This window comes from Duganella sp. BJB1802 (assembly GCF_013369445.1).
In the GTDB taxonomy this organism is placed as follows: domain Bacteria; phylum Pseudomonadota; class Gammaproteobacteria; order Burkholderiales; family Burkholderiaceae_D; genus Rugamonas; species Rugamonas vulcania_A.
The window spans coordinates 156,095-179,331 of record NZ_JABWEF010000006.1 but is presented as its reverse complement, the minus strand read 5'-3'; the positions used below and the strand labels follow the sequence as shown (position 1 = coordinate 179,331).

15 protein-coding genes are annotated in these 23,237 nt (G+C 65.2%); 1 reads left to right on the top strand and 14 read right to left on the bottom strand.

The genetic code is table 11. The features are described from left to right. Positions 1 to 15: 15 nt before the first annotated feature. Entirely contained in the window at positions 16 to 1,218 is a 1,203-nt protein-coding gene (locus tag HUX88_RS11955; RefSeq protein ID WP_175041447.1) for an amino acid aminotransferase, read from the bottom strand. Between the two features lie 113 nt (positions 1,219 to 1,331). Between HUX88_RS11955 and uvrB the strand changes: the two genes are divergently transcribed. Continuing rightward, entirely contained in the window at positions 1,332 to 3,404 is a 2,073-nt protein-coding gene (gene uvrB, locus HUX88_RS11950) for an excinuclease ABC subunit UvrB (protein ID WP_161094991.1), read from the top strand. A 4-nt stretch (positions 3,405 to 3,408) separates the two neighbouring features. Here the strand turns inward: uvrB and HUX88_RS11945 are convergent, their stop codons facing one another. The 13 genes from HUX88_RS11945 to HUX88_RS11885 form a co-directional block, all read right to left on the bottom strand. Next, on the bottom strand, positions 3,409 to 4,353 hold the full coding sequence (locus HUX88_RS11945) for an alpha/beta hydrolase (protein ID WP_176361916.1): 945 nt from the start codon (positions 4,351 to 4,353) through the stop codon (positions 3,409 to 3,411). Between the two features lie 2 nt (positions 4,354 to 4,355). Beyond that, complete coding sequence (locus HUX88_RS11940; protein WP_176361915.1) at positions 4,356 to 5,003, bottom strand: SdpI family protein; 648 nt, start codon at positions 5,001 to 5,003, stop codon at positions 4,356 to 4,358. Further along, complete coding sequence (locus tag HUX88_RS11935; RefSeq protein ID WP_176361914.1) at positions 5,000 to 5,287, bottom strand: autorepressor SdpR family transcription factor; 288 nt, start codon at positions 5,285 to 5,287, stop codon at positions 5,000 to 5,002. The genes HUX88_RS11940 and HUX88_RS11935 overlap by 4 nt, the downstream gene beginning before the upstream one ends. 92 nt (positions 5,288 to 5,379) lie before the next feature. Beyond that, positions 5,380 to 6,459 carry an ABC transporter ATP-binding protein gene (locus HUX88_RS11930; protein ID WP_117013375.1) on the bottom strand — a complete coding sequence of 360 codons (1,080 nt, stop codon included), beginning with the start codon at positions 6,457 to 6,459 and terminating at the stop codon, positions 5,380 to 5,382. 12 nt (positions 6,460 to 6,471) lie between these two features. After that, positions 6,472 to 10,272, bottom strand: a complete 3,801-nt coding sequence (locus HUX88_RS11925) for a GH36-type glycosyl hydrolase domain-containing protein (protein WP_176361913.1) — start codon at positions 10,270 to 10,272, stop codon at positions 6,472 to 6,474. Between the two features lie 4 nt (positions 10,273 to 10,276). Further along, positions 10,277 to 11,635, bottom strand: a complete 1,359-nt coding sequence (locus HUX88_RS11920; protein ID WP_176361912.1) for a GH1 family beta-glucosidase — start codon at positions 11,633 to 11,635, stop codon at positions 10,277 to 10,279. A 24-nt stretch (positions 11,636 to 11,659) separates the two neighbouring features. Next, positions 11,660 to 14,800, bottom strand: a complete 3,141-nt coding sequence (locus tag HUX88_RS11915; RefSeq protein ID WP_217916305.1) for a discoidin domain-containing protein — start codon at positions 14,798 to 14,800, stop codon at positions 11,660 to 11,662. Continuing rightward, on the bottom strand, positions 14,797 to 15,627 hold the full coding sequence (locus tag HUX88_RS11910; RefSeq protein WP_217916304.1) for a carbohydrate ABC transporter permease: 831 nt from the start codon (positions 15,625 to 15,627) through the stop codon (positions 14,797 to 14,799). The genes HUX88_RS11915 and HUX88_RS11910 overlap by 4 nt, the downstream gene beginning before the upstream one ends. Further along, positions 15,624 to 16,499, bottom strand: coding sequence for a carbohydrate ABC transporter permease (locus tag HUX88_RS11905; protein ID WP_117013371.1), 876 nt, complete (start codon positions 16,497 to 16,499; stop codon positions 15,624 to 15,626). Before HUX88_RS11905 ends, HUX88_RS11910 begins: the two co-directional genes overlap by 4 nt. After that, positions 16,496 to 17,758, bottom strand: a complete 1,263-nt coding sequence (locus HUX88_RS11900) for a sugar ABC transporter substrate-binding protein (protein WP_176361911.1) — start codon at positions 17,756 to 17,758, stop codon at positions 16,496 to 16,498. The genes HUX88_RS11905 and HUX88_RS11900 overlap by 4 nt, the downstream gene beginning before the upstream one ends. Before the next feature lie 2 nt (positions 17,759 to 17,760). After that, positions 17,761 to 19,191 carry a glucoamylase family protein gene (locus HUX88_RS11895; RefSeq protein WP_176361910.1) on the bottom strand — a complete coding sequence of 477 codons (1,431 nt, stop codon included), beginning with the start codon at positions 19,189 to 19,191 and terminating at the stop codon, positions 17,761 to 17,763. Between the two features lie 99 nt (positions 19,192 to 19,290). Continuing rightward, positions 19,291 to 22,146 (bottom strand): TonB-dependent receptor domain-containing protein, encoded by a 2,856-nt coding sequence (locus HUX88_RS11890; protein WP_176361909.1) that lies wholly within the window; start codon positions 22,144 to 22,146, stop codon positions 19,291 to 19,293. Positions 22,147 to 22,199: 53 nt separating this feature from the next. Further along, entirely contained in the window at positions 22,200 to 23,213 is a 1,014-nt protein-coding gene (locus HUX88_RS11885; protein ID WP_117013368.1) for a LacI family DNA-binding transcriptional regulator, read from the bottom strand. Positions 23,214 to 23,237: the final 24 nt, after the last annotated feature.

Below are 23,237 nucleotides of genomic sequence, written 5' to 3'. Positions count from 1 at the left end.
CGAAGAAGCAAGATTTTAAAGGACTTTCGCGATCGCGTCAATAACGATGTCGATATTGCGGGAATTGAGCGCGGCGACGCAAATCCGGCCGGTATCGACAGCGTAGATCGACTGCGCGCGCAGCTGGTCCACCTGGGCCTTGGTCAGGCCGGAGTACGAGAACATGCCGACCTGGTCGCGCACGAAGGCGAAATCGTGGGCCGGCGCCTTGGCCTTGAGCTTGGCCACGAAGGCTTCGCGCATTTCCTTGATGCGTACGCGCATGCCGGCCAGTTCGTCTTCCCACATCTGACGCAGTTCCGGCGTGGTCAGCACGGTGGCCACCACTTTGCCGCCGTGGACCGGAGGGTTCGAGTAGTTGGTGCGTACCACGCGCTTGAGCTGCGACATCAGGCGGCTCGCCTCTTCGCCGCTGGCCGCGACCACGCTCAGCGCGCCCACGCGCTCGCCGTACAGCGAGAACGACTTCGAGAACGAATTCGACACCAGCAGCGGACCGCCGGCGGCCGCGAAGCGGCGCACCACGGCGCCGTCTTCGGCGATGCCGGCGCCGAAGCCCTGGTAAGCCATGTCCAGGAACGGCACCAGGCCGCCATTGGTCACCACGGCGATGATCTCATCCCACTGGGCCGAGGTCAGGTCGGCGCCGGTCGGGTTGTGGCAGCAGGCGTGCAGCAGCACGATGGAGCCGCGCGGCATGGCCTTCAGGTCGGCCAGCATGCCGGCGAAGTTCACGCCGTGGGTGGCCGCATCGTAGTAAGTGTAGTTGTTGACGGTGAAGCCGGCGCTTTCGAACAGCGCGCGGTGGTTCTCCCAGCTGGGATCACTGATGTAGACCTGCGAATCCGGCGCGAAGCGCTTCAGGAAGTCGGCGCCGATCTTCAGTGCGCCGGTGCCGCCGATGGCCTGCACGGTCACGGCGCGCTTCTCTTGAATGACGGCGCTGTCGGCGCCAAACACCAGTTCCTGCACCGCCTTGTCGTAGGCGGCCAGGCCCTCGATCGGCAGGTAGGTGCGCGGGGCCGGCGCGGCGATCAGGATTTCCTCCGCTTTCTGCACGCACGACAGCAGCGGCACCTTGCCATTGTCGTCATAATAGACGCCCACGCCCAGATTGATTTTGGCCGGATTCTGGTCGGCGTTGAAGGCTTCGGTGATGCCCAGGATAGGGTCGCGTGGTGCCATGTCGATGGCGCTGAACAAGCTAGGATTCGTCATGATAAGATTGGATTCGATTGGAAGCGGTACGCAGCGGTTGAAGGTAGACAGCGCCCCTAGAAAAACTGCTTCAGGCCGCTGGCAGGCCATTATTTTAACAAAGGTCGGACAAGATGGCTGAATTACCCGTACAAGACACCCCAAACGCAACGGTTGTGACCTTCCCGGACTCGCCGTTCAAGCTGCACCAACCCTTCCCGCCGGCCGGCGACCAGCCCACCGCGATCGACCAGCTGTGCGAGGGCATCGACGACGGCCTGTTCTTCCAGACCCTGCTCGGCGTGACCGGTTCCGGCAAGACCTACACGATGGCCAACGTGATCGCCCGCAAGGGCCGCCCCGCCATCGTCTTCGCGCCGAACAAGACGCTGGCCGCGCAGCTGTACTCGGAGTTCCGCGAGTTCTTCCCGGAGAACGCGGTCGAGTACTTCGTCTCCTACTACGATTACTACCAGCCAGAGGCCTACGTGCCGCAGCGCGACCTGTTCATCGAAAAGGATTCGTCCATCAATGAGCACATCGAGCAGATGCGCCTGTCCTGCACCAAGTCGCTGATGGAGCGGCGCGACGTCATCATCGTCGCCACCGTGTCGGCGATCTACGGTATCGGTAACCCGACCGAATACCACCAGATGATCTTGACGCTGCGCGCCAAGGACCGCGTCTCGCAGCGCGACATCATCGCGCGCCTGATCCAGATGCAGTACACCCGCAACGAAGTGGACTTCGGGCGCGGCACCTTCCGCGTGCGCGGCGACACGCTCGACATCTTCCCGGCGGAGAATGCGGAACTGGCGGTGCGCCTGGACCTGTTCGACGACGAGCTGGAATCGATCCAGCTGTTCGACCCGCTGACCGGCCGCGTCAAGCAGAAGATCCCGCGCTTCACCGTCTATCCAGGTTCGCACTACGTCACGCCGCGTTCGACGGTGCTGCGCGCGATCGAGACCATCAAGCTGGAACTGCGCGAGCGGCTGGAGTTCTTCCGTAAGGAGAGCAAGCTGGTGGAGGAACAGCGCCTGGAGCAGCGCACCCGCTTCGATCTGGAGATGATGACCGAGATCGGCTTCACCAAGGGCATCGAGAACTACTCGCGCCACCTGAGCGGCGCCCTGCCCGGCGAACCGCCGCCGACGCTGGTCGACTACCTGCCCAAGGACGCGCTGATGTTCCTCGACGAGTCGCACGTGCTGATCGGCCAGTTGAGCGCCATGTACAACGGCGACCGTTCGCGCAAGACCAACCTGGTGGACTACGGCTTCCGCCTGCCGTCCGCGCTGGACAACCGCCCGTTGAAGTTCGAGGAGTTCGAGCAGAAGATGCGGCAGACCGTGTTCGTCTCGGCCACGCCGGCCGAATACGAGCGCACCCACGCCGACCAGGTGGTCGAGCAGGTGGTGCGCCCCACCGGCCTGGTGGACCCGATGATCATCGTGCGCCCCGCCAGTTCGCAGGTGGACGATCTGATGTCCGAGATCACACTGCGCGTCGCCAAGAACGAACGCGTGCTGGTGACCACGCTCACCAAGCGCATGTCCGAGCAGCTGACAGAATACCTGAGCGACCATGGCATCAAGGTGCGCTACCTGCACAGCGATATCGAGACGGTGGAACGGGTCGAGCTGCTGCGCGACCTGCGCATCGGCACCTTCGACGTGCTGGTGGGGATCAACCTGCTGCGCGAGGGCCTGGACTTGCCGGAGGTGTCGCTGGTGGCCATCCTGGACGCCGACAAGGAAGGCTTCCTGCGTTCGGAACGCTCGCTGATCCAGACCATCGGCCGCGCCGCGCGTAACCTGAACGGCGTGGCGCTGCTGTACGCGGACCGCATGACCGACTCGATGGAGCGCGCCATCGGCGAGACGGAACGCCGCCGCGCCAAGCAGATCGCCTTCAACACCGCCAACGGCATCGTGCCGCGCGGTGTGCACAAGCAGATCCGCGACATGATCGACGGTGTCTACAGCCCGCAGGATGCGAAGGAAGAGCTGCAGGTGGCGCAGGAAACGGCCAAGTACGAATCCATGAGCGAGAAGCAGATCAGCAAGGAGATCAAGCGCCTGGAGAAGGCCATGCTCGATCACGCCAAGAACCTGGAGTTCGAAAAAGCCGCGCAGGTGCGCGACCAGCTGCATCACCTCAAGCAGCAGCTGTTCGGCGCGCCGGGCGCGGACAATATCGCCTGACCGCTTACGGCGCCTTGACGAAACCGCTCAAGGCGTCGATCAACTGCGGCGCCACCAGCAGATCGGGGCTGCTGTAGGATTTCATCTGCAAGGCCTCGTCGCTGCCGACTATTTTCAGCACGTGGTTCATCCCTTCGACCATCACCAGCCTGGCGCGCGGCGCGGCCGCAGCCAGCGCCTGTGCTTCCGGCGCCTGCACCTGGATATCCGACGTGCCTTGCAGGATCAGCACTGGCATCGCCAGCGCCGCAATCGCCGTGCGCGGATCGTGCTTCAGCGACGAGATCAGGTAAGGCTGCACCGACGGGTGGTACAGCATCATCAACTCCTGGGGCACATCGTCAACCGGCTTGCCCTGCTTGAGCGCAGCCAGTATGCGTTCGTTCTGGTCGTTCAGGGCAGGCGGCAGCTTGGACTTCAACTGGTCGCGCAGGATCTCGTCCAGCGGGTGGCCGGCGCCGGCGATCAGCACGCAGGCATCGATGGCCGCTTGTTTGCACGCCTCGGCGGCGATCTGCGCGCCTTCGCTATGCCCGGCCATCACCACGCGCGAGAAGCGCGGATCGGCGCGCAGCTTGCGCAGCCATGCGGTGGCGTCGCCGATGTAATCGTCCAGGCGCAGGTCCTGCTCCTTCCATACGGGCAGCGCGCTGGCGCCGATGCCGCGCTTGTCGTAACGTACCGACGCGATGCCGCGCTTGGCCAGTTCCTCGGCGACCATGCGCAGCGAGTCGTTAGGGCCCGGCAGCATTTTGTTGTTGCCATCGCGGTCCGTGGGGCCGGAGCCGGCGTGCAACAACACCACCGGCACCTTGCCGCCACCGTCCGGCAGCAGCTCCGTTCCATACAGCGTTCCGCCGCCGACATCGAGCGACACCGGCCGCTGGGCGGCATGGGCTTGGGCAGACACCGACAATATCAACAACGACAGCAAAAGCTTGAAGCGCATATCTATTCTCCGATCTGGTGAGGAAGACGTTTATAAAGCAGCAGCGAGTAGACCACCGCCAGCGGCGCCCATGCCAGCATCAACGCCAGCAAGGCCCATGTCGGCGCACCAAGCCAGACAGCGAACAGGCCGAGTATCCCGCTGGCCACCATCAAGCGCGCCGCCAGCCTGTGCGTGGCATACCAAACGCGCTCGCTGGCCAGCGTCCACGGCGTGCGGATGCCCATGAAGAAGTTGCGGCGCACCTTGCCCATCGGGTTGCCGGCGAGGATAAGCAGCATGAAGATGCCGGCCGGGATGGCCCGTCCCATCGGCACCTGAGCGTGCAACGTGGCGGCCAGCGTCAATGCGTAGACGTAGGCGAGCAGGCAGACAACGACGCCGCTCACGTAGTAATAGGTCGACTCGAAGCCGTTGATCTCGAAGCGGCGCGGCGATATACCAGGCATCACCGCGCCCAGCCAGGCCACCATCGCCATCATGCCGGGGCCCAGCAGCCACAAGACCGCACGGGGACCATAGCCGTTGACATTGCCGGACGCATTCCAGTGTATCGGCACGCTTTCGGGCAGCTGAGGCCAGAAGTACGCGGTGGCCGCGCAGGCGACGGCGATCAGCGCAAAACAAAACAGCAGATAACGTGTTTTCATTTTTTCCTCGCTTTGGTTTCGGGGCCGGCCATGTCCATCATCCACGACAGCACGTCTTGAAGCACCGTGGTGTTCAAGCCGTACCAGATGGTCTGCCCTTCGCGCCGGCGGGTGATCAGGTCGGCGTCGGCCAGCACCGCGAAGTGATGCGACATGGTGGGTTTGCTCATGTCGAAATGCGCCGCCAGGTCGCCGGCCGTCATTTCGCCCGGACGCAGCAGGCGCAGTATCTCGCGCCGGGCCGGGTCGGCGATGGCCTTGAAGGCGTTGTTGGAAGCACTCATAGTGAGACGGGCATCTAATTAGACAGTCATCTAACTATAGGCCGATAAAAAACGGCGGTCAAGCGATATCCGCTCCCCGCCGCCTTGCCAGGCTAGATCGCCAGGCCGTCCCGGTCGAACACGTGCCAGCGCGCCGGTTCCACCCGCACTGCGGCCACCTGCCCGTTCTGCCAGCGCACTTCCGGATCGATGCGCGCGATGAACTGCGTCGTGCTGCCGTCCGGCGTCAGGTAGACGTAACTGGTGTCGCCCAGCAGCTCGGCCGCCAGCACCGTGACGCCGATGCCCTCGCCGCCGGCACCCTCCAGGGCCATGTGCTCCGCGCGCACGCCCAACGTGACGCTATCGCCCACGGCCAGGCCGGCACGCGGCCCGACCTGCACCAGCGCGCCGCCGGCCAGGCGCACGGCCATCGCCTGCGGCGCCACCTGCTCCACCGTGCCGCTGATGAAGTTCATGGCTGGAGAGCCAAGGAAGCCGGCCACGAACAGGTTGGCGGGACGCTGGTACAAATCCAGCGGCGCGCCCACCTGCTCCACCACGCCGCCGCGCAGCACCACGATGCGGTCGGCCAGCGTCATCGCTTCCACCTGGTCGTGCGTCACATAGATCATCGTGCTGCGCAGCGTGCGGTGCAGGTTCTTCAACTCGATTCGCATCTGCACACGCAACGCCGCGTCCAGGTTGGACAAGGGCTCGTCGAACAGGAACACTTGCGGCTGGCGGACGATGGCGCGGCCGATCGCCACCCGCTGCCGCTGCCCGCCGGAGAGTTCCTTCGGCTTGCGCTGCAATAGCGGTTCGATGCGCAGGACGGCAGCCGCCTGCTCCACTTTGGCGCGAATCTCATCTTGCGGCAGGCCCGCCAGCTTCAGCGCGAACGCCATGTTGTCGTACACGGTCATGTGCGGGTACAGCGCATAACTCTGGAACACCATGGCGATGCCGCGCGCCGCCGGCGCCACCCTGGTCATGTCCTTACCGCCGATCAGCACCGCCCCCTCGTCGCTGTCTTCCAGTCCGCAGATGGTCCGCAACAGCGTCGACTTGCCGCAGCCGGATGGGCCGACGAACACCACGAACTCGCCGTCGGCGATGCTCAGGTCTATACCGCGCAGTATCTGCTGCTGGCCAAACCCTTTTTTGATGCCTTGTATTTCCAGTCCAGCCATTCCGTTCCCCTGTCAGCCCAACACCAGTTCGACGCGATGCGCCGCACCGTCGCGCCGCATCGGTATGCGCGCAACACCGCCGTGCACCGCCAACGACGCACCATCCAGCGCGGCGTGCAGCACCGAGCCTGCGCGGCGCTGCGGATTGCGCACGACGATCTCGTAGCTGCCGCCATCATCCGGCAGTTGATGGCGGATGCTGAACTCCGGCCACTCGTCCGGAATGCGGGGCGCCAGCACGATGGTGTCACCGCCCTCGATGCGGAAGCCAAGCACCGATTCCAGTCCCACACGATACATCCATCCTGAAGAGCCGGTGTACCAGGTCCAGCCGCCGCGCCCGACGTGCGGCGCTTCGCCGTAGATGTCGGCGGCGATCACGTAGGGCTCGACCTGATACACGGCCACCGCGGCGGGGTCCAGCGCGTGGCTGACGGGACTGAGCATCTCCAGCAGCGTCGCGGCGCGGTCGCGGCGCCCCGCTTCGGCCATCGCCCGCACGGCCCAGCAGGCGGCGTGCGTGTATTGGCCGCCGTTCTCGCGCACGCCGGCCACGTAACCCTTGATGTAACCGGGATCGTTCGGCGTGTTGACGAAAGCTGGCGTCAGCAGGCGTATCAGTTTGTCCGGCTCGGACACCAGGCGCTGCTCCATCGCATCGAGCGCCTGGTTGGCACGCAGCGGCGGAGCCACCTCCGAGATGATGGCCCAGGCCTGGGCCAGCGCATCGATCTGGCATTCATCGCTGTCTTTGGAGCCGATCACCGCGCCGTTATCGTAGAAGGCACGGCGGTACCACTCGCCATCCCAGCCGTCGGCGTTAAGCGCGTGGTCCAGATGATCATGGTAGGCACGGTAGAACTTCACGCGCGTGCTGTCGCCGCGCTTCTCGCAGATCGGCAGGAAGTCCTTGATGATGCGGGACAGGAAAAAGCCCATCCACACGCTCTCGCCGCGCCCTTCTCGGCCGACGCGGTTCATGCCATCGTTCCAGTCGCCGGTGCCCATCAGCGGCAGGCCATGCGCGCCCTGCGTCAGCGAGCGGTCCAGCGCGCGGCAGCAATGCTCGTAGACGTCGCCGCTGATGCCGGACAGTTCCGGCTTCAGGTACACCTCGTCCTCGCCCTCCTCCAGCAGCGGCGCGGTCAGGAACGGCTCCACCTCATCGAGCACGCTCCAGTCGCCGGTGGTGCCGATATAGAAAGCCGTGATGTACGGCAGCCATAGCAGATCGTCCGAGAAGCGCGTGCGCAGGCCCTGCTCCATCGGTGCCGTGTGCCACCAGTGCAGCACATCGCCTTCCACAAACTGGTGCGCGGCGTGTATGCGGATCTGCTGACGCGTCAGGTCGGGGCGGGCGTAGATCATCGCGCTGGAATCCTGCAGCTGGTCGCGGTAGCCCAGCGCTCCACCGGATTGGTAGAACGCCGAGCGGCCCCAGATGCGGCAGCTCAGGTTTTGATAGGCCAGCCAGCCGTTCAGCATCAGGTCCACGGCGGGAGCCGGCGTGGTCACCTGCACCGCGCCGACGGTATGGCGCCAGAACGCCGTGATCTCATCGAACGCCTTTTGCACCGCGCCCGGTTCGCGATAGCGCCGCACCAGGTCCAGCGCGGCCTTGCGCTCCACCGTTTCGCCCAGCAGGAATACGCATTCCAGCGTGGCGCCTGGCGCCAGTTCATGCACAGTCTGGAGCGCCGCGCAGGGATCAAGGCCGGCGCCGGTGGCGCCGTCCAGCCGGGGCGCCGCCAGCGCGGCCGGATTCGCCGGGCTACCGTGACGGCCGATGAAGGCGGCGCGGTCGGCACTGCAATAGACGGCTGCGCCGGCGCCGGGCAATACAGCGGCGAAGGTCACGCCGTCGGCAAACTGGCCGGCCAGCGGATTGTGGGCCAGCAGCACGCCGCTGGCGTCATGCTCGGTGACGACGAAGCGGCTGCTGTCGGTCGGCGTGCCGCCCAACACCAGGCGCTGGTAGGAGAACAATGACAGCCTGCGGGTTGCGGCACCGCGATTGGTCACGCGCACGCGCACGATCTTCACCGGATCATGGCGCGGCACGAACATGACGGTTTCCTGCTCAAGCTCGTGGCTGGCGTGACGGAAGCGCGAATAACCAAATCCATGCGCGGCCTCGTAGCCGGCACCGGCGGGAACCGGGCCGGGAAGCGGCGACCAGAATACTCCGCTGTCCTCGTCGCGCAGGTAGAGTGCTTCGCCGTGAGGGTCGCGAATCGGGTCGTTGTACCACGGGGTCAGGCGGTGCACGCGGCTGTTCCGGCTCCATGTATAGCCTGCGCCGCTCTCGCTGACCAGGAAGCCGAAACCTTCGTTGGAGATGGCGTTGGTCCACGCCAGCGGTGGCCGGTGCAGGCCGCGCTCCGCATCCCAGTTCATGCGGATCACATATTCATCGCCCGCCTCGGAGAAGCCGCCATTACCGTTGAAGAAGCGCAGCAGCGGCCTGCCCGGCAGCGCGGCGGGTCCATCGGCCAGCGTCGTAGGCATCCGGGGCGGCGCGTGGGCCGCGCCGTCGACGTCACCCAGCGCAGGCAAGCCTCCGCGTACGATCAGCAAGGCGTTCAGTTCGATGTTCGCCATCTCGGCCGGCGGGATTTCGTCCGGCCTGCGTTGATAGACGCCCTCCTGTTGCGGCCCACGGCCATCGGCCACCAGCAGCACGTTCAGCGGCACGCCCAACGCGGCCCAGTAGCGGCGCGCGCGCAGCATCAAATCGACGCTCGCGTCGACGCGGCCCACGCTGCGCAGCAGTATCATCGGGCCGGCGGGCAAATCGGAGCTCCGCATGCCGGCCGATTCGGCGGCCCCGCTGACCACCGCGCTGGCGATGGCCGCCGTGGATGCCGGCACGCGCACAGCCGACTGACCGTACAACATGGCGACCACCAGGCGCTGGCAATACTCGGCCTGCGTATCCGTGAGCCCGATCCGCTGCTGCAACGCGCTGCCTGCGGCGCGCGCGGCATCGAACAGCGGCTGGCCGCCGGCGTCCATCGCCGATGTCAGCGCCAATGCCTGATCGCGGCCCGGCGCCGCGCCCAGCATGAAGACCAGTCGCACCTGTTCGCCCGGCCGGAGCACAACGCGGCGGCGCAGGCTGAAGGCCGGATCAAGCACGTTGCCGACGGTGTCGGACAGTTCGCCGTCCAGTCCCGTCGGCGCGCGCAGATCGCGTCCACGGCCGATAAAGCGGGTGCGGTCCGTCTCGTATCCGGCTGCGGCGCCACCGGCTGCGGCGTGCACCATCCAGAGGCCGGCCTCCCCTTCGCCACGAGGACGGCGCCGCGCCAGCAGGGCGCCGGTGGCGGCGTCGAACTCCGTCTGCACAAACAGTTTGGAGAACGCCGGATGCGAAGCCTCGTCGGCTTGGCGATTCAGCACGACCTCCAGGTAGCTGGTCACTTCAATCGTACGCTCGATGTCCGACAAATTATTCAGCAAGACGCTGCGCAGCTCCACGTCCCGCTGCGGATCGACGGCGATTCCCATGCGCGCCTCGATGCCATGGGCAACCACGCCGATCCAGCAGCTGCCGGCATCGCCGCCCGCCCAGCGCCGCACGCCGGCGGCATCGGCCGCGCCGGGCTGCGCGGCCAGCGACCAAAGCTGGCCGCCCGTGGCGTCACGCAGATAGAAGAAATAGCCCTCCGCATCCTCGATGCGGTCGCCGCTCCAGCGCGACAGCATGGTATCGCCAACGCGACTGAAGCCGGTGCCGGCGCCGGTGATCAATGTGGTAAAGCTGCCGTTGGAAAGCAGTTGCGCGTGACGCGACAGTTCAGGAGTAGGCATGGCGTTATACCGGTTGGTTCAGGCAGGCGCCATTGCTGGCGACGATGTCGGCATACAGCAGCGCGCTGTCCTTCAGGGTGCGCTGCTGGGTTTCGAAGTTGACGTGGATGATGCCGAAGCGCTTGGAAAAACCCAGCGACCATTCGAGGTTGTCCAGCAGCGACCACACCATGTAGCCGCGCAGGTCCACGCCCAGTTCCAGCGCCGCGTGCAGCGCGCCCATGTTCTTGCGCAGGCAGCTCACGCGCAGCGGATCGTGCACCCGCCCATCCTCCGCCTGCGGCGGATCATAGAAGGCGGAGCCGTTCTCCATCACATACAGCGGCGTGTCGCCATAGCGCTGCTTGAAATTGACCAGTGTATCGGTCAGCCCTTGCGGGAACACTTCCCAGCCGGTTTCCGTATAAGTGGCCTGCGTCTGGCGAACCGGCGCAACACGCAGCGGCCAGTGCGCCGGCTCGTGGCGCACCACGCTGCGGGTGTAGTAGTTGATGCCGACGAAGTCCAGCTTCTGGCCGATCAGGTCGAAATCGGCGGCGGGCCAATCGGGCCAGGCCTCACCGAAGATCTCCTTCATCTCCGGCGGATAGGCGCCGAGGAAGATCGGGTCCAGGTATTGACGGTTCATGTAGGCGTCGGCGCGGCGGGTCGCATCGAGGTCGGCCTGCGATTGGCTGGCCGGATATTTGGGTTCGATGTTGACGACGATGCCGATCTGGTACCTGCCCTCTTCACGGTAGGCCTTGACGGCGCTGCCGTGCGCGCGCATCAGGTTATGGCTGGCCAGCGCCGTCTCGTGCAGGTTGCGATGGCCGGGCGCCAGCGTGCCATGCAGGTAACCACCGTCCGTCACCACCCACGGCTCGTTCAGCGTGGCCCAGGATTTGACGCGGCCGTCGAAGGCGCGGAACAGCACGCGCGCGTAGTCGGTGAACCAGTCGGCGATATCGGGATTGAGCCAGCCGCCGCGATCATCCAACGCCGCCGGCAGATCCCAGTGATACAGCGTCACCATCGGTTCGATGCCGTTGGCCAGCAGCTCGTCGATCAGGCGGCTGTAGAAATCCAGGCCGGCCTGGTTCACCGCGCCGCGACCTTGGGGCAGGATGCGGCTCCACGATACGCTGAAACGATAGGCCTTCAATCCCAGCTTGACCATCAGCGCCACGTCCTCCTTGTAGCGGTTGTAGTGGTCGCAGGCGATGTTGCCGTGGTCGCCGTCGCGCACATTGCCGGGCACCGCGCAGAAACGCTGCCAGATACTGGCTCCCGCACCATCGGCCAGCGGCGATCCTTCGATCTGATAGGCTGACGTGGCGCTGCCCCACAGGAAGTTGGCTGGAAATTGAATGGCTTTGTTCATGTAAAAATCCCTTTGAGGCGGAAGTTAAAACGGTGCGGCATCGATCTGCAAAACCGCTGGAAGACTGGTGATCGTGATCTGCTTGCCCTGCAAGGCCGCAGGCTGCCCGTTCAGACGCGCGGCGCCCGGTGTGCCGGCCCAGGGCCAGTTGTAAATCACGCCGCCGGGTGGCATGCGCCGCATCGCTTCTATTCGGAGCGTGAGCCGGCCGCCCTGCGCCGCCAGCGTATAGCTGAGCGGGCCATATGGCGTGCGCAAGCCGCGCAGGCCGATGCCATCGCCTTGCAACCAGGTGTTGGGGATGCCCTCGCCCAGCAGCAGCGCGTGGTCGGATTCGCGTTCGTAGGCGAAGGAGTCGAGTGCGGCGCGGATGTAGTCGGATGAGATCCACCCGTGCGGCATATCGCCGAGAAAGCGCGGTTGTCGCGCATCGCGGCCGACCACTTCGGCCCACTGGTTCCATGCGGCCGGGCGTTGATCGGCATGGAAGTAGTCCAGCAGCTCGGCGGCACGCTCGCGCCAGCCCAGGCGAATGAAAGCGCTGACATTGCGCAGTTCGTAGGGAGTGTAGTCTTCCCATGCTTTGCTGCTGTCGCGGCGGGCGGCGAAGAAGTCCCAGTATTTTTCGTAAGTCGCCCGCAACATCGCCGGCGGCAGTTGCTGCTGTTCGCCACCGGGCGTCAACGCGATGGTGGACGAGGTGGGATCGAAGTCGCCCAACTCCGCCGCGCCGGGCATGTAGTCCACTTTGTGCGCGGCGGTGCTGGCGGCCAGCGATGCGTACAGGTCGTGGCGGAATTCGTCGCGCTGCGCGGACAGCCGCCGCGCGGCGGTGTCGTCGCCCAATATCGCCGCCATGTCTGCCGCGTCCTTGTAGCCACGCAGGGCCCAGAAGTCGTCCCAGTAGGAGTGCATCGGCCTTTCGGAATAGCCTTCATGGCTGATCGATGCCGGCATCAGGCCAAAGAGCGAGCGACGTTCCGCTGTCCGGTTGGCTTCCGTGCGTTCGGACTGGCGCAGGGATTCCATGTAGCGCGCGGCGGCATCCATGCGCGGCCAGGCTGCGGACAGCGCGGCCTTGTCCTGCGTGTAGCGATACAGTTCGGCGGCGAGGAAGATCAACTGCCCGTGACTGTCGTTTTCCGGTACAGGATCGGCGCCACGGCGGTCCACGCAGCACGGCACCTTGCCGCTGTCGAACTGGTATGGCGCGTACCAGCGCAGGTAGTCGGCGGCGATTTCCGGCTGTCCTAGTCGCAGCAGCGCTTCGGACATCATGGCGCCGTCGCGTATCCAGGAGCGGCGGTAGGAGCGCGTACCCGGCTGCAGCGCCGCACCTTCGCGGGTCATCAGGATGTGAGCCAGCGATGAGCGCAGCGTGTCGGCCATGTGCTGGCCGGCCGGCGGCATGCGGAGCGTGACCTGATTCAGCCTGACGCGCCATTCGTTTGCCACTTTTTCCTGCTCCCGCGTCAGCCAGTCGGCGCGCGCGCCTTCCGGTGCGTGGGCTTCGGCGCCGCCGGCCATCGGCAGGACCGCTCCCAACACCACGCTGCCGTGCGGCGGCAGCGTAATCTCATAGGTCAACGCGGCCGAGGCCATGCCGGTGTCGTCGTGTGCGGTTCGCTCGACGGCGGTTCGCGCGATGGCGGAGGGCGCGCGCGGCAGCAGGCCGGCATCGAACGACGCCAGCGCCACGCTGGCCGGCCGTTCCAACGGGTACACCTTGGCGTCGCCATTGACGGCCAGCGCCTTGCCATCCCATGCAAGGTCGTTGATCGCGCTGAAACCGCCCGGCGTGTTGAGGAACTGGCGCGGCGCGTTCACCTGGAAGGGCCGCACGGCCAGCACCAGCTTCAATTTCCTGCTTGTGCCGGAGAGGTTTTTCAGTTCGTAGCGCGCCAGCAGTTGCGATGACGCGGGCGTGCCTGTCGCCGCTGCGGTCACGTCCAGCGTCCACGAAGGATGCCGCCACCGCACCGTGGGCACGGGAAGATAGCCGTCGCGCAGGCTCTGGGTGACTTTGACGTCGGCCCAGCTCACCAGCTTTCCGCCGTCCTCGACGAAAGGCTCGACCGAGAAGCCGCCCTGCCTCGACTCGATCGCGCCGTCCTCTGAAATCAGGGCGCTATGATCGCCGCCACCGTCCACGCCCACCAGCGTCCAGTAAGGCTGCTCGCCGGAGAAGCCGCGTGGATAAAGGCCGCGTTGCGCGCCTTGCGCCACTGCGGAGATAAAATCGTTGGGCGTGGCGCCGTAGGCCAGGTCTTTCAGTTCCACTTCTGCCAACGCGTAACTGGCCGCCGGCCCGTCGTGCAGGGCAAGGCGGATGTAACGGGCTTCCGATTCGGCCAGTCGCAGCGGGTCGTCGCCGCCGTTGCCATCAACCACGCGGCGCACGAGGCGCCAATTGCTGCCATCGGTGGACAGTTCGATATCGTAGCGGCGCGCGTAACGGCGGCCCTGCCAATGCAGCGCCAGACCACCGAATTCGCGCTCGGCGCCGAGGTCGATCACGAGCCGCTGCTGTTTGCCTGCGGCGCTGATCCATGCCGTCGCCGGATTGCCGTCCAATGCCAGCGCCGTCCCGCCGTGCGCGGCCGCCGACGAGGCCTGCGCTGTCGCTTGCGGCCACGTCTTGGGCATGGGTGGCAGTTCGCGGATCGCCAACTGACGGATGTAGACCGAACCGCTACCGCCACCGCTGCCCGCGCTGACCACGAATTCAATGCGGTCGGCATGCTTCAATGTGTGATCCTTGGCCGGCCCCCAGGCGAACAGGATCTGGCGCTTCTTGACGCGCACCAGTTGCCACTGTTTTGGAAAGGCGTAGTTCTGCTGCTGGAACCACCAGACGTTGTCGCCGCTGGCGTCGGTCAGCTTGAACTCGAAGTGATTGACCGGCGCATCGGCGCGGATGTAGAACGATATCTCGTAGTTCTCCGGCAGATCGAGCGGCAGCCTGCGGCGCGCGAAGGCATAGCCGCCACGGCCCGCGAAGTCGAAATCCAGCCGCAGGCCGCCGTCGGCGGCGCTGGCCCTGGACTGCACACCGTCCGAGGCCTGCGCCTGCCACAGGTCGATATTCGAAAAGTCATCGAGCACCCCGGCGTGCGCCGTCAGCGTGATCCAGAACGCGGCCAATAATGTGAAGAGACGCATCATCCCTTGACGCTCCCCACCAGCAAGCCCTGTATGTAGTACCGCTGCAGACCGAGGAACAACAGCAGCACCGGCAGGATGGTGAGCACCGAGCCGGCCATCATCAACTCATTGTCCTGCACATGCTCACGCGACAGCGATGCCAGTGCCACCGGCAGCGTGTACAAGTCCTTGTCGGTCAGGACGATCAACGGCCACATGAAATCGTTCCACGTGCCGAGGAAGGTGAATATCCCCAGCGTGACCAGGATGGGCGTCAGCAGCGGCAGCACGATGATGCGGAATATCTGGAACTCGCTGGCGCCGTCCATGCGCGCCGCCTCCAACAACGCGTCCGGTATCGTCAACGCATACTGCCGCACCAGGAAGATGCCGAAGATGCCGGCCATCGCCGGCACCAGCACGGCGCCGTAGCTGTTCACCAGCCCCATATACTTCAGCAGCAGGAACAGCGGCAGCATCGCCACCTGGCTCGGTATCACCAGCGCGCCGAGCATGACCTTGAAGATGCGGTCGCGTCCCTGGAAGCGCAGCTTGGCGAACGCGTAGCCGGCGCTGACATTGAACAGCAATGACAGCAACGTCGCCGCGCAAGACAGCAGCACGCTGTTGAGCAGGTACTGGCCGATGCCCGCGTGGCTGAACAACTCGCGATAGTTATGCAATGTGGCGGAGCGCGGCAGCAGCGGCAACGGGAAGCTGCTCGATTCGCCTGGCGCCATCAACGATGTCGACACCATCCACAGCAGCGGGAACAGCGTCAACGCGCCCGCGCCCAGCATCAGGACGTTGAGCAGCAGTGCGCGTGGTTTGTTATGCAGGGCGCTCATGCGTCCACTCCCTTGGCGACGCGCAGCTGCAGCAGCGTGACGCAGAACATGATCGCGAACAGGATGAAGGCCACGGCGGACGCCGCGCCCAGGTTCCACCATTTGAAGCCCTGCTCATACATGAAGTACAAGACACTGACCGTGCTTTGCACCGGCCCGCCCTGCGTCATCACATACGGCTCGGCGAACAGCTGGAAGTAGCCCGACATGCTCAGGATGCTGACCATCAGCAGCGTTGGCCCCAGCATCGGCCAGGTGATGTAGCGGAACTGCTGCCACACGCCCGCGCCGTCCAGGCCAGCCGCTTCGTACAGATCGTCCGGGATGCTTTGCAGCCCGGCCAGGAAGATGATCATGTTGTAGCCGAAGTTCTTCCACAGCGCGAACAGGATAATCGCCGGCATCGCCCAATGCGGATCGTTGAGCCAGTCCACCGGCGAGATGCCCAGCAACTCCAGGCCGTGGTTGACCATGCCGTAGCGCGTGTGCAGCAGGTAGCGCCAGATCACCGCCACCGCCACCAGCGATGTCACCACCGGCGCAAAGAAGGCGGTGCGGAACAGGCCCTTGAAGCGTGTCAGCCGCGAATGCAGCAGCAGCGCGGCGCCCAGCGAAGCGGCGATCGACAGCGGCACGCCCACCACGACGAAGTACAGCGTATTGCCCAAGGCCTGCCAGAACAGCGGCGTTTGCAGCAGCTCGGTGTAATTACGCAGGCCGACGAAGCGCAGGTTGCGCAGGTCGGCCAGCGCGTAGATGTCGAAGTCGGTCAGGCTCATGACCAGCGCCGCCAGCACGGGCAGGAAGAAGAACACGCCGATGACCAGCAATGCCGGCCCGGCAAAACACCAGGCGGCGCGTTGCGAGTTCATTTGCCCTCCTTCCGCGCCAGCATCCAGCGGCGCTTTTCGAGGATATGGTCGGCCTTCGCATCCAGATCGGCTGCGGCCTGCTCGACGGTCAGCTCGCCGTGCGTTACGCGCTCGGTCACCAGGCGCATCTCGGTCGCGATCTGTTCCCACTCCGGCACCTTGGGCGCGGGCTTGACGCGCTCCAGCTGCTCGCCGAAGGCTCTGGCGTACTTGTCATCGGCGAGGCGCGGATGTGACCAGTTGCTGCGGCGCGGCGGCAGGTCGCCGGTCAGCTCATGGAAGCGCGCCATGGTTTCGGTGCGCGACAGGTATTCAATCAACTGCCAGGCCTCGCGCTGGTGTTTGGACGACGCGGCCAGCACCAGGCTGGAGCCGCCCGCCACCGATGCCGCCGGCCCCGACGGACCTGGCAGGATGGCCGTCATCCAGCTGTCCTGCTGGTCCGCAGGCAGACGGCGTTTGAACTCCCCCATATTCCACGGGCCGGAAATGTAGAAGGACACGTAGCCCATGCCGAATTCGTGATACACATTGGTGATGCGGTTCAGCGGCGCGAGCTTCTGCGCATACATGTCCGCGTACAGCTGCAGGCTGCGGCGGAATCCCGGCGTGCGGAAATTGCCATAGCGGCCGCCGTCGCGCAGCAGCGGTTCGTCCTGCTGCAGGGCCAGCGCCAGCAGCGGTTCGAATTCATCGCTGGGCAGCAGGATGGCGTAGTTGTCCGGACCGACAATGCGCTTGATCGCGGTCATCGCCTTCATCCAGTCCGCCCAGTTTTGTGGCGGCTTGGCGTAGCCCGCGCGGGCCAGCATGTCGCGGCGGTAGAACATCACGCGCGTATCGACGTACCAGGGCACGCCCCACAGTTTGCCGTCGACGATGTTGGTGTCCCATATGCCGGGGAAGTAGTCGGCCGGCGTGACCAGCTGCGACGCCGCTACCTCGCCGTCCAATGCGCGCAAGGCGCCGATGGCCTTGAACTCGGGTACCCAGGTATTCCCGAGCTGGAAAATATCCGGCATCACGTCGCCGGCGAACGCGGTCAGCAGCTTTTCATGCGCCGCGGTCCACGGCAGCTGCTGCACTTCCACGCGCACGCCGGGATGGGTGCGTTCGAACTCCGGCATAAGGGCGGTGACCACTTCACCCTCGCGGCCCATGGCCCAGAACTTCAGGACCACGCCCTCCTCCCGGCGCGGCGCGCAGGAGGACAGCAGCGCGGCGAAGGCCAGCACCAGCAAGACCGGAGAAAAACGCATCGTCATTTCGACAGCCAGCCGCCGGTGAAGCCGGCGCGTTCAAGCCCGCGACGGATGGCGCGGTTGCCGCGCATGACGCGCCAGACCAAATCGCTGCGGTAGTTCTCGGTCATGGCGATGATCGGGCCCTGGTCGATGCCGAGGTAGTCGCTGTCCACCCAGCCTTTACCGGCGACCACGCGGCCCTGCTGCAGCGGAACCTTGTAGTCGAAGCTCGGATTGAACGCGTCCAGGAAGCCGTAGCGGTCGTAGATGAAGTCTCCATAGCGCTGCTTCATTTCCAGCACGGCGGGAATGACGATCTCCGGCGCGAACGGCAGCGACGCGGTGGCGGCGGTTGGCGCCAGCGTGCAGTCGTCGTAGGTTTTCAGGCCGCCGATGCCGCGCGCGGCGTAGGTGCGGAACGGTAGCTTCCGGCCTTCGTATTCCAGCGTCTTGTCGACCGGGCCATCGCTGGCGGTGATGCCCCAGACATTGGCGCCGTAGCCTTTGCAGCGCAGCGGATTGCTGATCGCGTAGTCGCGCTGCGCGTACGTGGCGCGGCGGCTGTTCTCGAAGTAGTCGTAACCGCGTTCGCGCATGTACTCGTCGCGAATGTTGCGGAAGTCGATCCACACGTGGCTGTACTGGTGGATGAACATGGACGGGAAGCCCAGGTGTTCCTTGTCGCCCTTGCCCTCCAGGCTCTTGGCGTAATTGCTGGTCCAGGCCTTCCATGCCTCCGGCTGCACCGGGTGCGATGGCGAGCCCAATGCCAGCACGTAGATCAGCATCGCCTCGTTGTAGCCCTTCCAGTCGTAGCCGATGAAGCCCGACTCGGGATGCCAGCCCAGCGCGATGGACGGCTTGCGCGCCTGCGCCCAGGTCCAGTCCACACGCTCGTAGATTTCCATCGCCAGCTTGCGGATTTCCTGCTCGGCGGCGTCGTCGCCGTCGAAGTAGGATTGGCTGAACAAGGCGCCGGCCAGGAACAGCGCCGTGTCCACGGTGGAGAGTTCCACGTTGTCGTTGTAGCGCAGCCCGGTCTTCATGTCGAGGAAGTGGTAGAAGAAGCCCTTGTAGCCGCTGGTGCCGGTGCCTTTGGCCGCACCCTGCGGCGCATTGCGGAAGAAGCGCAAGGTGGCCAGCGTGCGGTCGCGCGCTTGCTGGCGCGTGATGTAGCCGCGTTCGACGCCGATCGGATAAGCGGTCAGCCCGAAGCCCACCGCGGCCACGCTGGAGAACGACGGCGTCGGATAACGGTCCGGCACCAGGCCGTTGACTGGGTTGGCAGTATCCCAGAAGAAGTCGAAGGTGCGTTGTTCCAGCTGGTCGAACAATGGCGGCAGTTGATTGTCGCGGGCGGCAACGCCGCCGGAGAACAGCGCGGAAACCACAAGGGCCAGGCCGGCCAGGACATGCGGCGTACGGCGTAAAGCGAGAGGCGATGACATGGGTCGTTTTCTTCCAATGGCGAGCGCACGGGGCGCGTCAGGAAACCGCCGCTCCCCTTGCACAGGGAGCGGCACTACACAACGGTGCTACGGCCGGTATCAGAAGGCGTAGCGGGCGCTGAACTTCACGGTGCGCATCGGACCACCGACCGAGTTTGGCGTACCCAGGTTCTTGTTGTCGCCACCGAGGCGGTTCTGCGGATTGCCGGGACCACCACCCCAGCCGTCGTAGCCGCCGTAATTGACGCTGTTGAACAGATTGAGCACGTCGGCGCGCAGCGACACTTTGCCGTAGCGGAAACCGACTTCCTTCGATACGCCGACATCGACCTGGTGAAAGGCGCTGCCGTTGCCCTTGGCCGACACGCAGTGATCGAAGCCGGTCGAACAATCCGTGATGCGGTAAGGGAGGCCGGAACCCAGCGTCAGCTTCCCGGACAACATCAACCCGAACGGCAGCACGCCGTCGCTCACGCCGGCCACCACCAGGCGATGGCGTTCGACGTCCGTCGACGGATGCCAGCCGGCGGTACTGCGGCCGTAGGTCCAGTTGAAGATATCGTTGGTCCATTCCTTGTTGGTGGTCTCTCCGCGGCTATAGGTGTAGGTCGCGCCCAGGCTCCAGGTGGAGGCCTTGGTGTAGGGCTTGTCCATCTTCAGGTAGGCCGAATCGGTTTTTGCCTCGGTGATGAAGTCGCCCAGGATCAGCGTGCTGAATCCAGGCACGGAACCCCACAGCGGATCGATCGGGCTTTGCGTGCCCCAGCCGCCCTGCGGATCGCGATTGCCGCCGAACCAATTGAACTGGTTATGGCTGCGCGAATTGGTGTATCCCGCCTCGCCGTTCCACATACCCAGCGCCTGGCGCAGGCCAAAGCTGAACTGGTCGGTGTAGGCCATCTTGTGGTCGCTCTTGATCATCCAGATCTCGCCGCCGGGCTGCGCGTTCTTCTGCGATTCATCCAGTGCGTGGTTGGCGATGGTTCGGTCGTACGCCCTGCCCCAGCCGGCGAACAGCACCGAGGCGCGGTCGCCCTTGATGTCGTAGGACAGGCCAAGCCGCGGCGCCCACGCACCCTTGAACGGCTTGCGGTTGCTGCCGGTGCTGATGTAGTCGCGAATATTGACGCCGCCTTTTGCCAAGGACTGCGCATACGTCTGGCCTGCCGGCGCGCCGTCGCGCGGGTCCTGCTTGTCGAAGATGGCGACGCGGTCGGCCGGCGTGACATAGCTGTTGTTGAGCATATTGTCTTCGTAGTCGTAGCGCAGGCCGAGATTGAGCAGCAGCTTGCTGGTGGCCTGCCAGTCGTCCTGGAAGTACAGGCCATACTGGTTGTTGGCGAAGTCCACGCCGCTGGCGGGAATGGCCTTGTCGGTGCGGATAACGCTGGCCAGGCCGGTCACCGTGTCGATGCGCTCATAGATCTGGTCCACCGCGCGCGCCGTGCCGGACAGGTCGTAGCTGATGTGCTTGACCTTGACGCCACCCTTCATCGTATGGCCGGCCATGCCGGTGTAGGTCAGGTCGTCCTGCAGCAGCGTGCCGCTTTGCTCGCGGAACTGGTTGTTGGGCGAGCCGCCGACGATGATCACATCGACCACGTTGTTGTCGGTATTGCTGGGCGAGACCTGGTAGCGGATGTACGGCTTGTTGGCGTTCGAGTGCGGATTCCAGCTGTATTTTTCGTAGCCCAGGCGCGCTTCGTTGAGCCAGCGGTCGTTGCTCCACTCATGCTTGAAATCGAAGCGGTCCTCGTCATTGCTGCGGTTGAGGACATTCTCGGCCACGCTCAATTTGGCGTCTTCCGGTATCAGGTCGGTCTCGCGGCGCACGCGGGCGGTGGCTTCGACGCGCTGGTCGCGGTCGATCTGCGCGTCCACCTTCAACAGGAACAGGTTCTCCTTGAACGACGATACCGACGAACCCTGTTGCGCCAGCAGTCCCGGCACCACGCCGGCGTTGGGCAACAGGTCGGTGCGCTGCGCCAGCACCTGACGCGGGCTGTCGATCTTCTTGCCCTCATACGCGAAGAAGAAGTGCGCCACGTCCTGCTTGATCGGACCGCCCAGCGTCACGCCGTACTGGTCCTGCGACGATGCCGGGCGCGATATGCCCTGCCGCTCGGCGGTCTTCTGGAACGGATCGAGCGCGGTCAGGTTGGTGCCGGTGTGGTCCCAGAACACGTCGCCGTGCAGCTCATTGCCGCCGGACTTGGTGACGGCGGTGATCGCCGCGCTGGACACCTGGTCATACTCCGCCTTGTAGTTCTGCGAGATGACCTTGTACTCGGCCACCGCCGATTGCGGGAACGGATTGCCACGGCTGGAATCGAGGCCGGAGACGCCGCCGCGCAGGATGTTGTTCTTCTGGCTGACGCCATCGATGAAGACGTTGACGTTGTCCTGGTTCTGCGCGCCGCTCTGCACCTTGACGTTGCCGCTGTTGTCGACGTTGAAGCGCACGCCCGGCGCCAGGTCGGCGAAGGACAGGAAGTTGCGCGTCACCTGCGGCAGCTTCTCGATTTGTTCGCGCGAGACCGAGGTGCCGATCTCGGAACCGGCGACATCGCGCCGCGTGGCCGAACCGGTGATCACCACCTGCTGCACGCCGCCCTGCAAGGCCAGGTTGACCTGACTGGTCTGGCCGACGCTGACGGTGACAAGCTCCGCCTTCTGCTCGCCGACCTTGATCTGGTAGGTGCCGGGTGCGACGCCGCTCAGCACATAGCTGCCATCGGCGCGCGTGACGGTGCGGTAGACGTAGCCATTGAGCTGGTTGGTGGCGCTGACCGCAGCGCCGGCCGACGGCGCCGCGTTGGCGGCCGTGACCTGGCCCTGGATGGTGGCGCTGCTCAGTTGTGCGCCGGCGTGGGGTGCCGCCAGCAAGGCGGCGGCCAGCGAGGCCGCCATGACGGACAGGCGTAAAGCGGGTAGATGTCGTGTGCTTGTTTTCATGTTTGTCTCCTGATTTTTGTTGTGTGAATCTAGGCATGAAGCGGAACTGCAATTTATGTGGGTGTGCTCTCCCCTGTCGACGCGCGCGCCACCAGCTCTGCGCCCAGCGTCTGCGCGCTTGCGGGCACGCTGCCCGGCTGGCCGATCTTGGCGACCAGGCTTTCCAGCGCCCGCACACCCAGGTCGGCAATCGGAACTCGAACGGTTGTCAGCGCCGGGCTGACATACCGCGCAATCGGAATATCATCGAAGCCCGCCAAGGCCATGTCTTGCGGCAGCCGCAGGCCTCCTTGCTTGAGCGTCAGCAGCGCGCCGATGGCCATCATGTCGTTGGCGGCGAACAGCGCGTCGGGACGCCGGCCCGCGTCCATCTCCAGCAACGCCTGGCCGACCGCCTGGCCGGACTGCTCGGAGAAGTCGCCTTCGTAGACATGTTCGGCGGCGCCCGGCGCCAGCTCGGACAGCGCGGCGCGGTAGCCGCGCAAACGCTCCTGCGCCTCGAAGTTCCCGGACGGCCCGGCCAGGAAGGCGATGCGGCGGTACCCGCCCGCGATCAGGTGCGCCACCATGGCGTGCGCGCCGCTGTAGTTGTCGACCGAGATGGACGGATACTGGGTGCCGCCGGCGGCGGTGTTCATCAATACGATGGGCAGGTCTTCCGGCAGGTTATCGGACAGGAAGGCGGCATCGACGTGCGGCGACATCACCAGCAGGCCGTCGACGCGGCCGCGCATCGCGCGGATCGCCAGCGCCGCCTCGTCGGCGTCGCCGTGCAGGCTCGAGACCATCAGGTGCAGGCCCCGGCGGCGCGCGGCGCCGTCTATGCCGCGTATCATCTCCGAGAAGAATTCGCCGTACAGGTCCGGCAGCAGCACGCCGATGGTGTTGGTGAAGCTGGTGGTCAGGCTGCGCGCGCCCACGTGCGGCATGTAGCGCATGCGCTTGACCACCGCCAGGATGTGCTTGCGGGTGTCGTCGGTGATGCTGGCATGCCCGTTCAGCGCGCGCGAAACGGATGCGACGGAAACGCCCGCCTCCTGTGCCACGTCCTTGATGGTGATCGCCATTGATACCCTTTAATGAAATGTAAC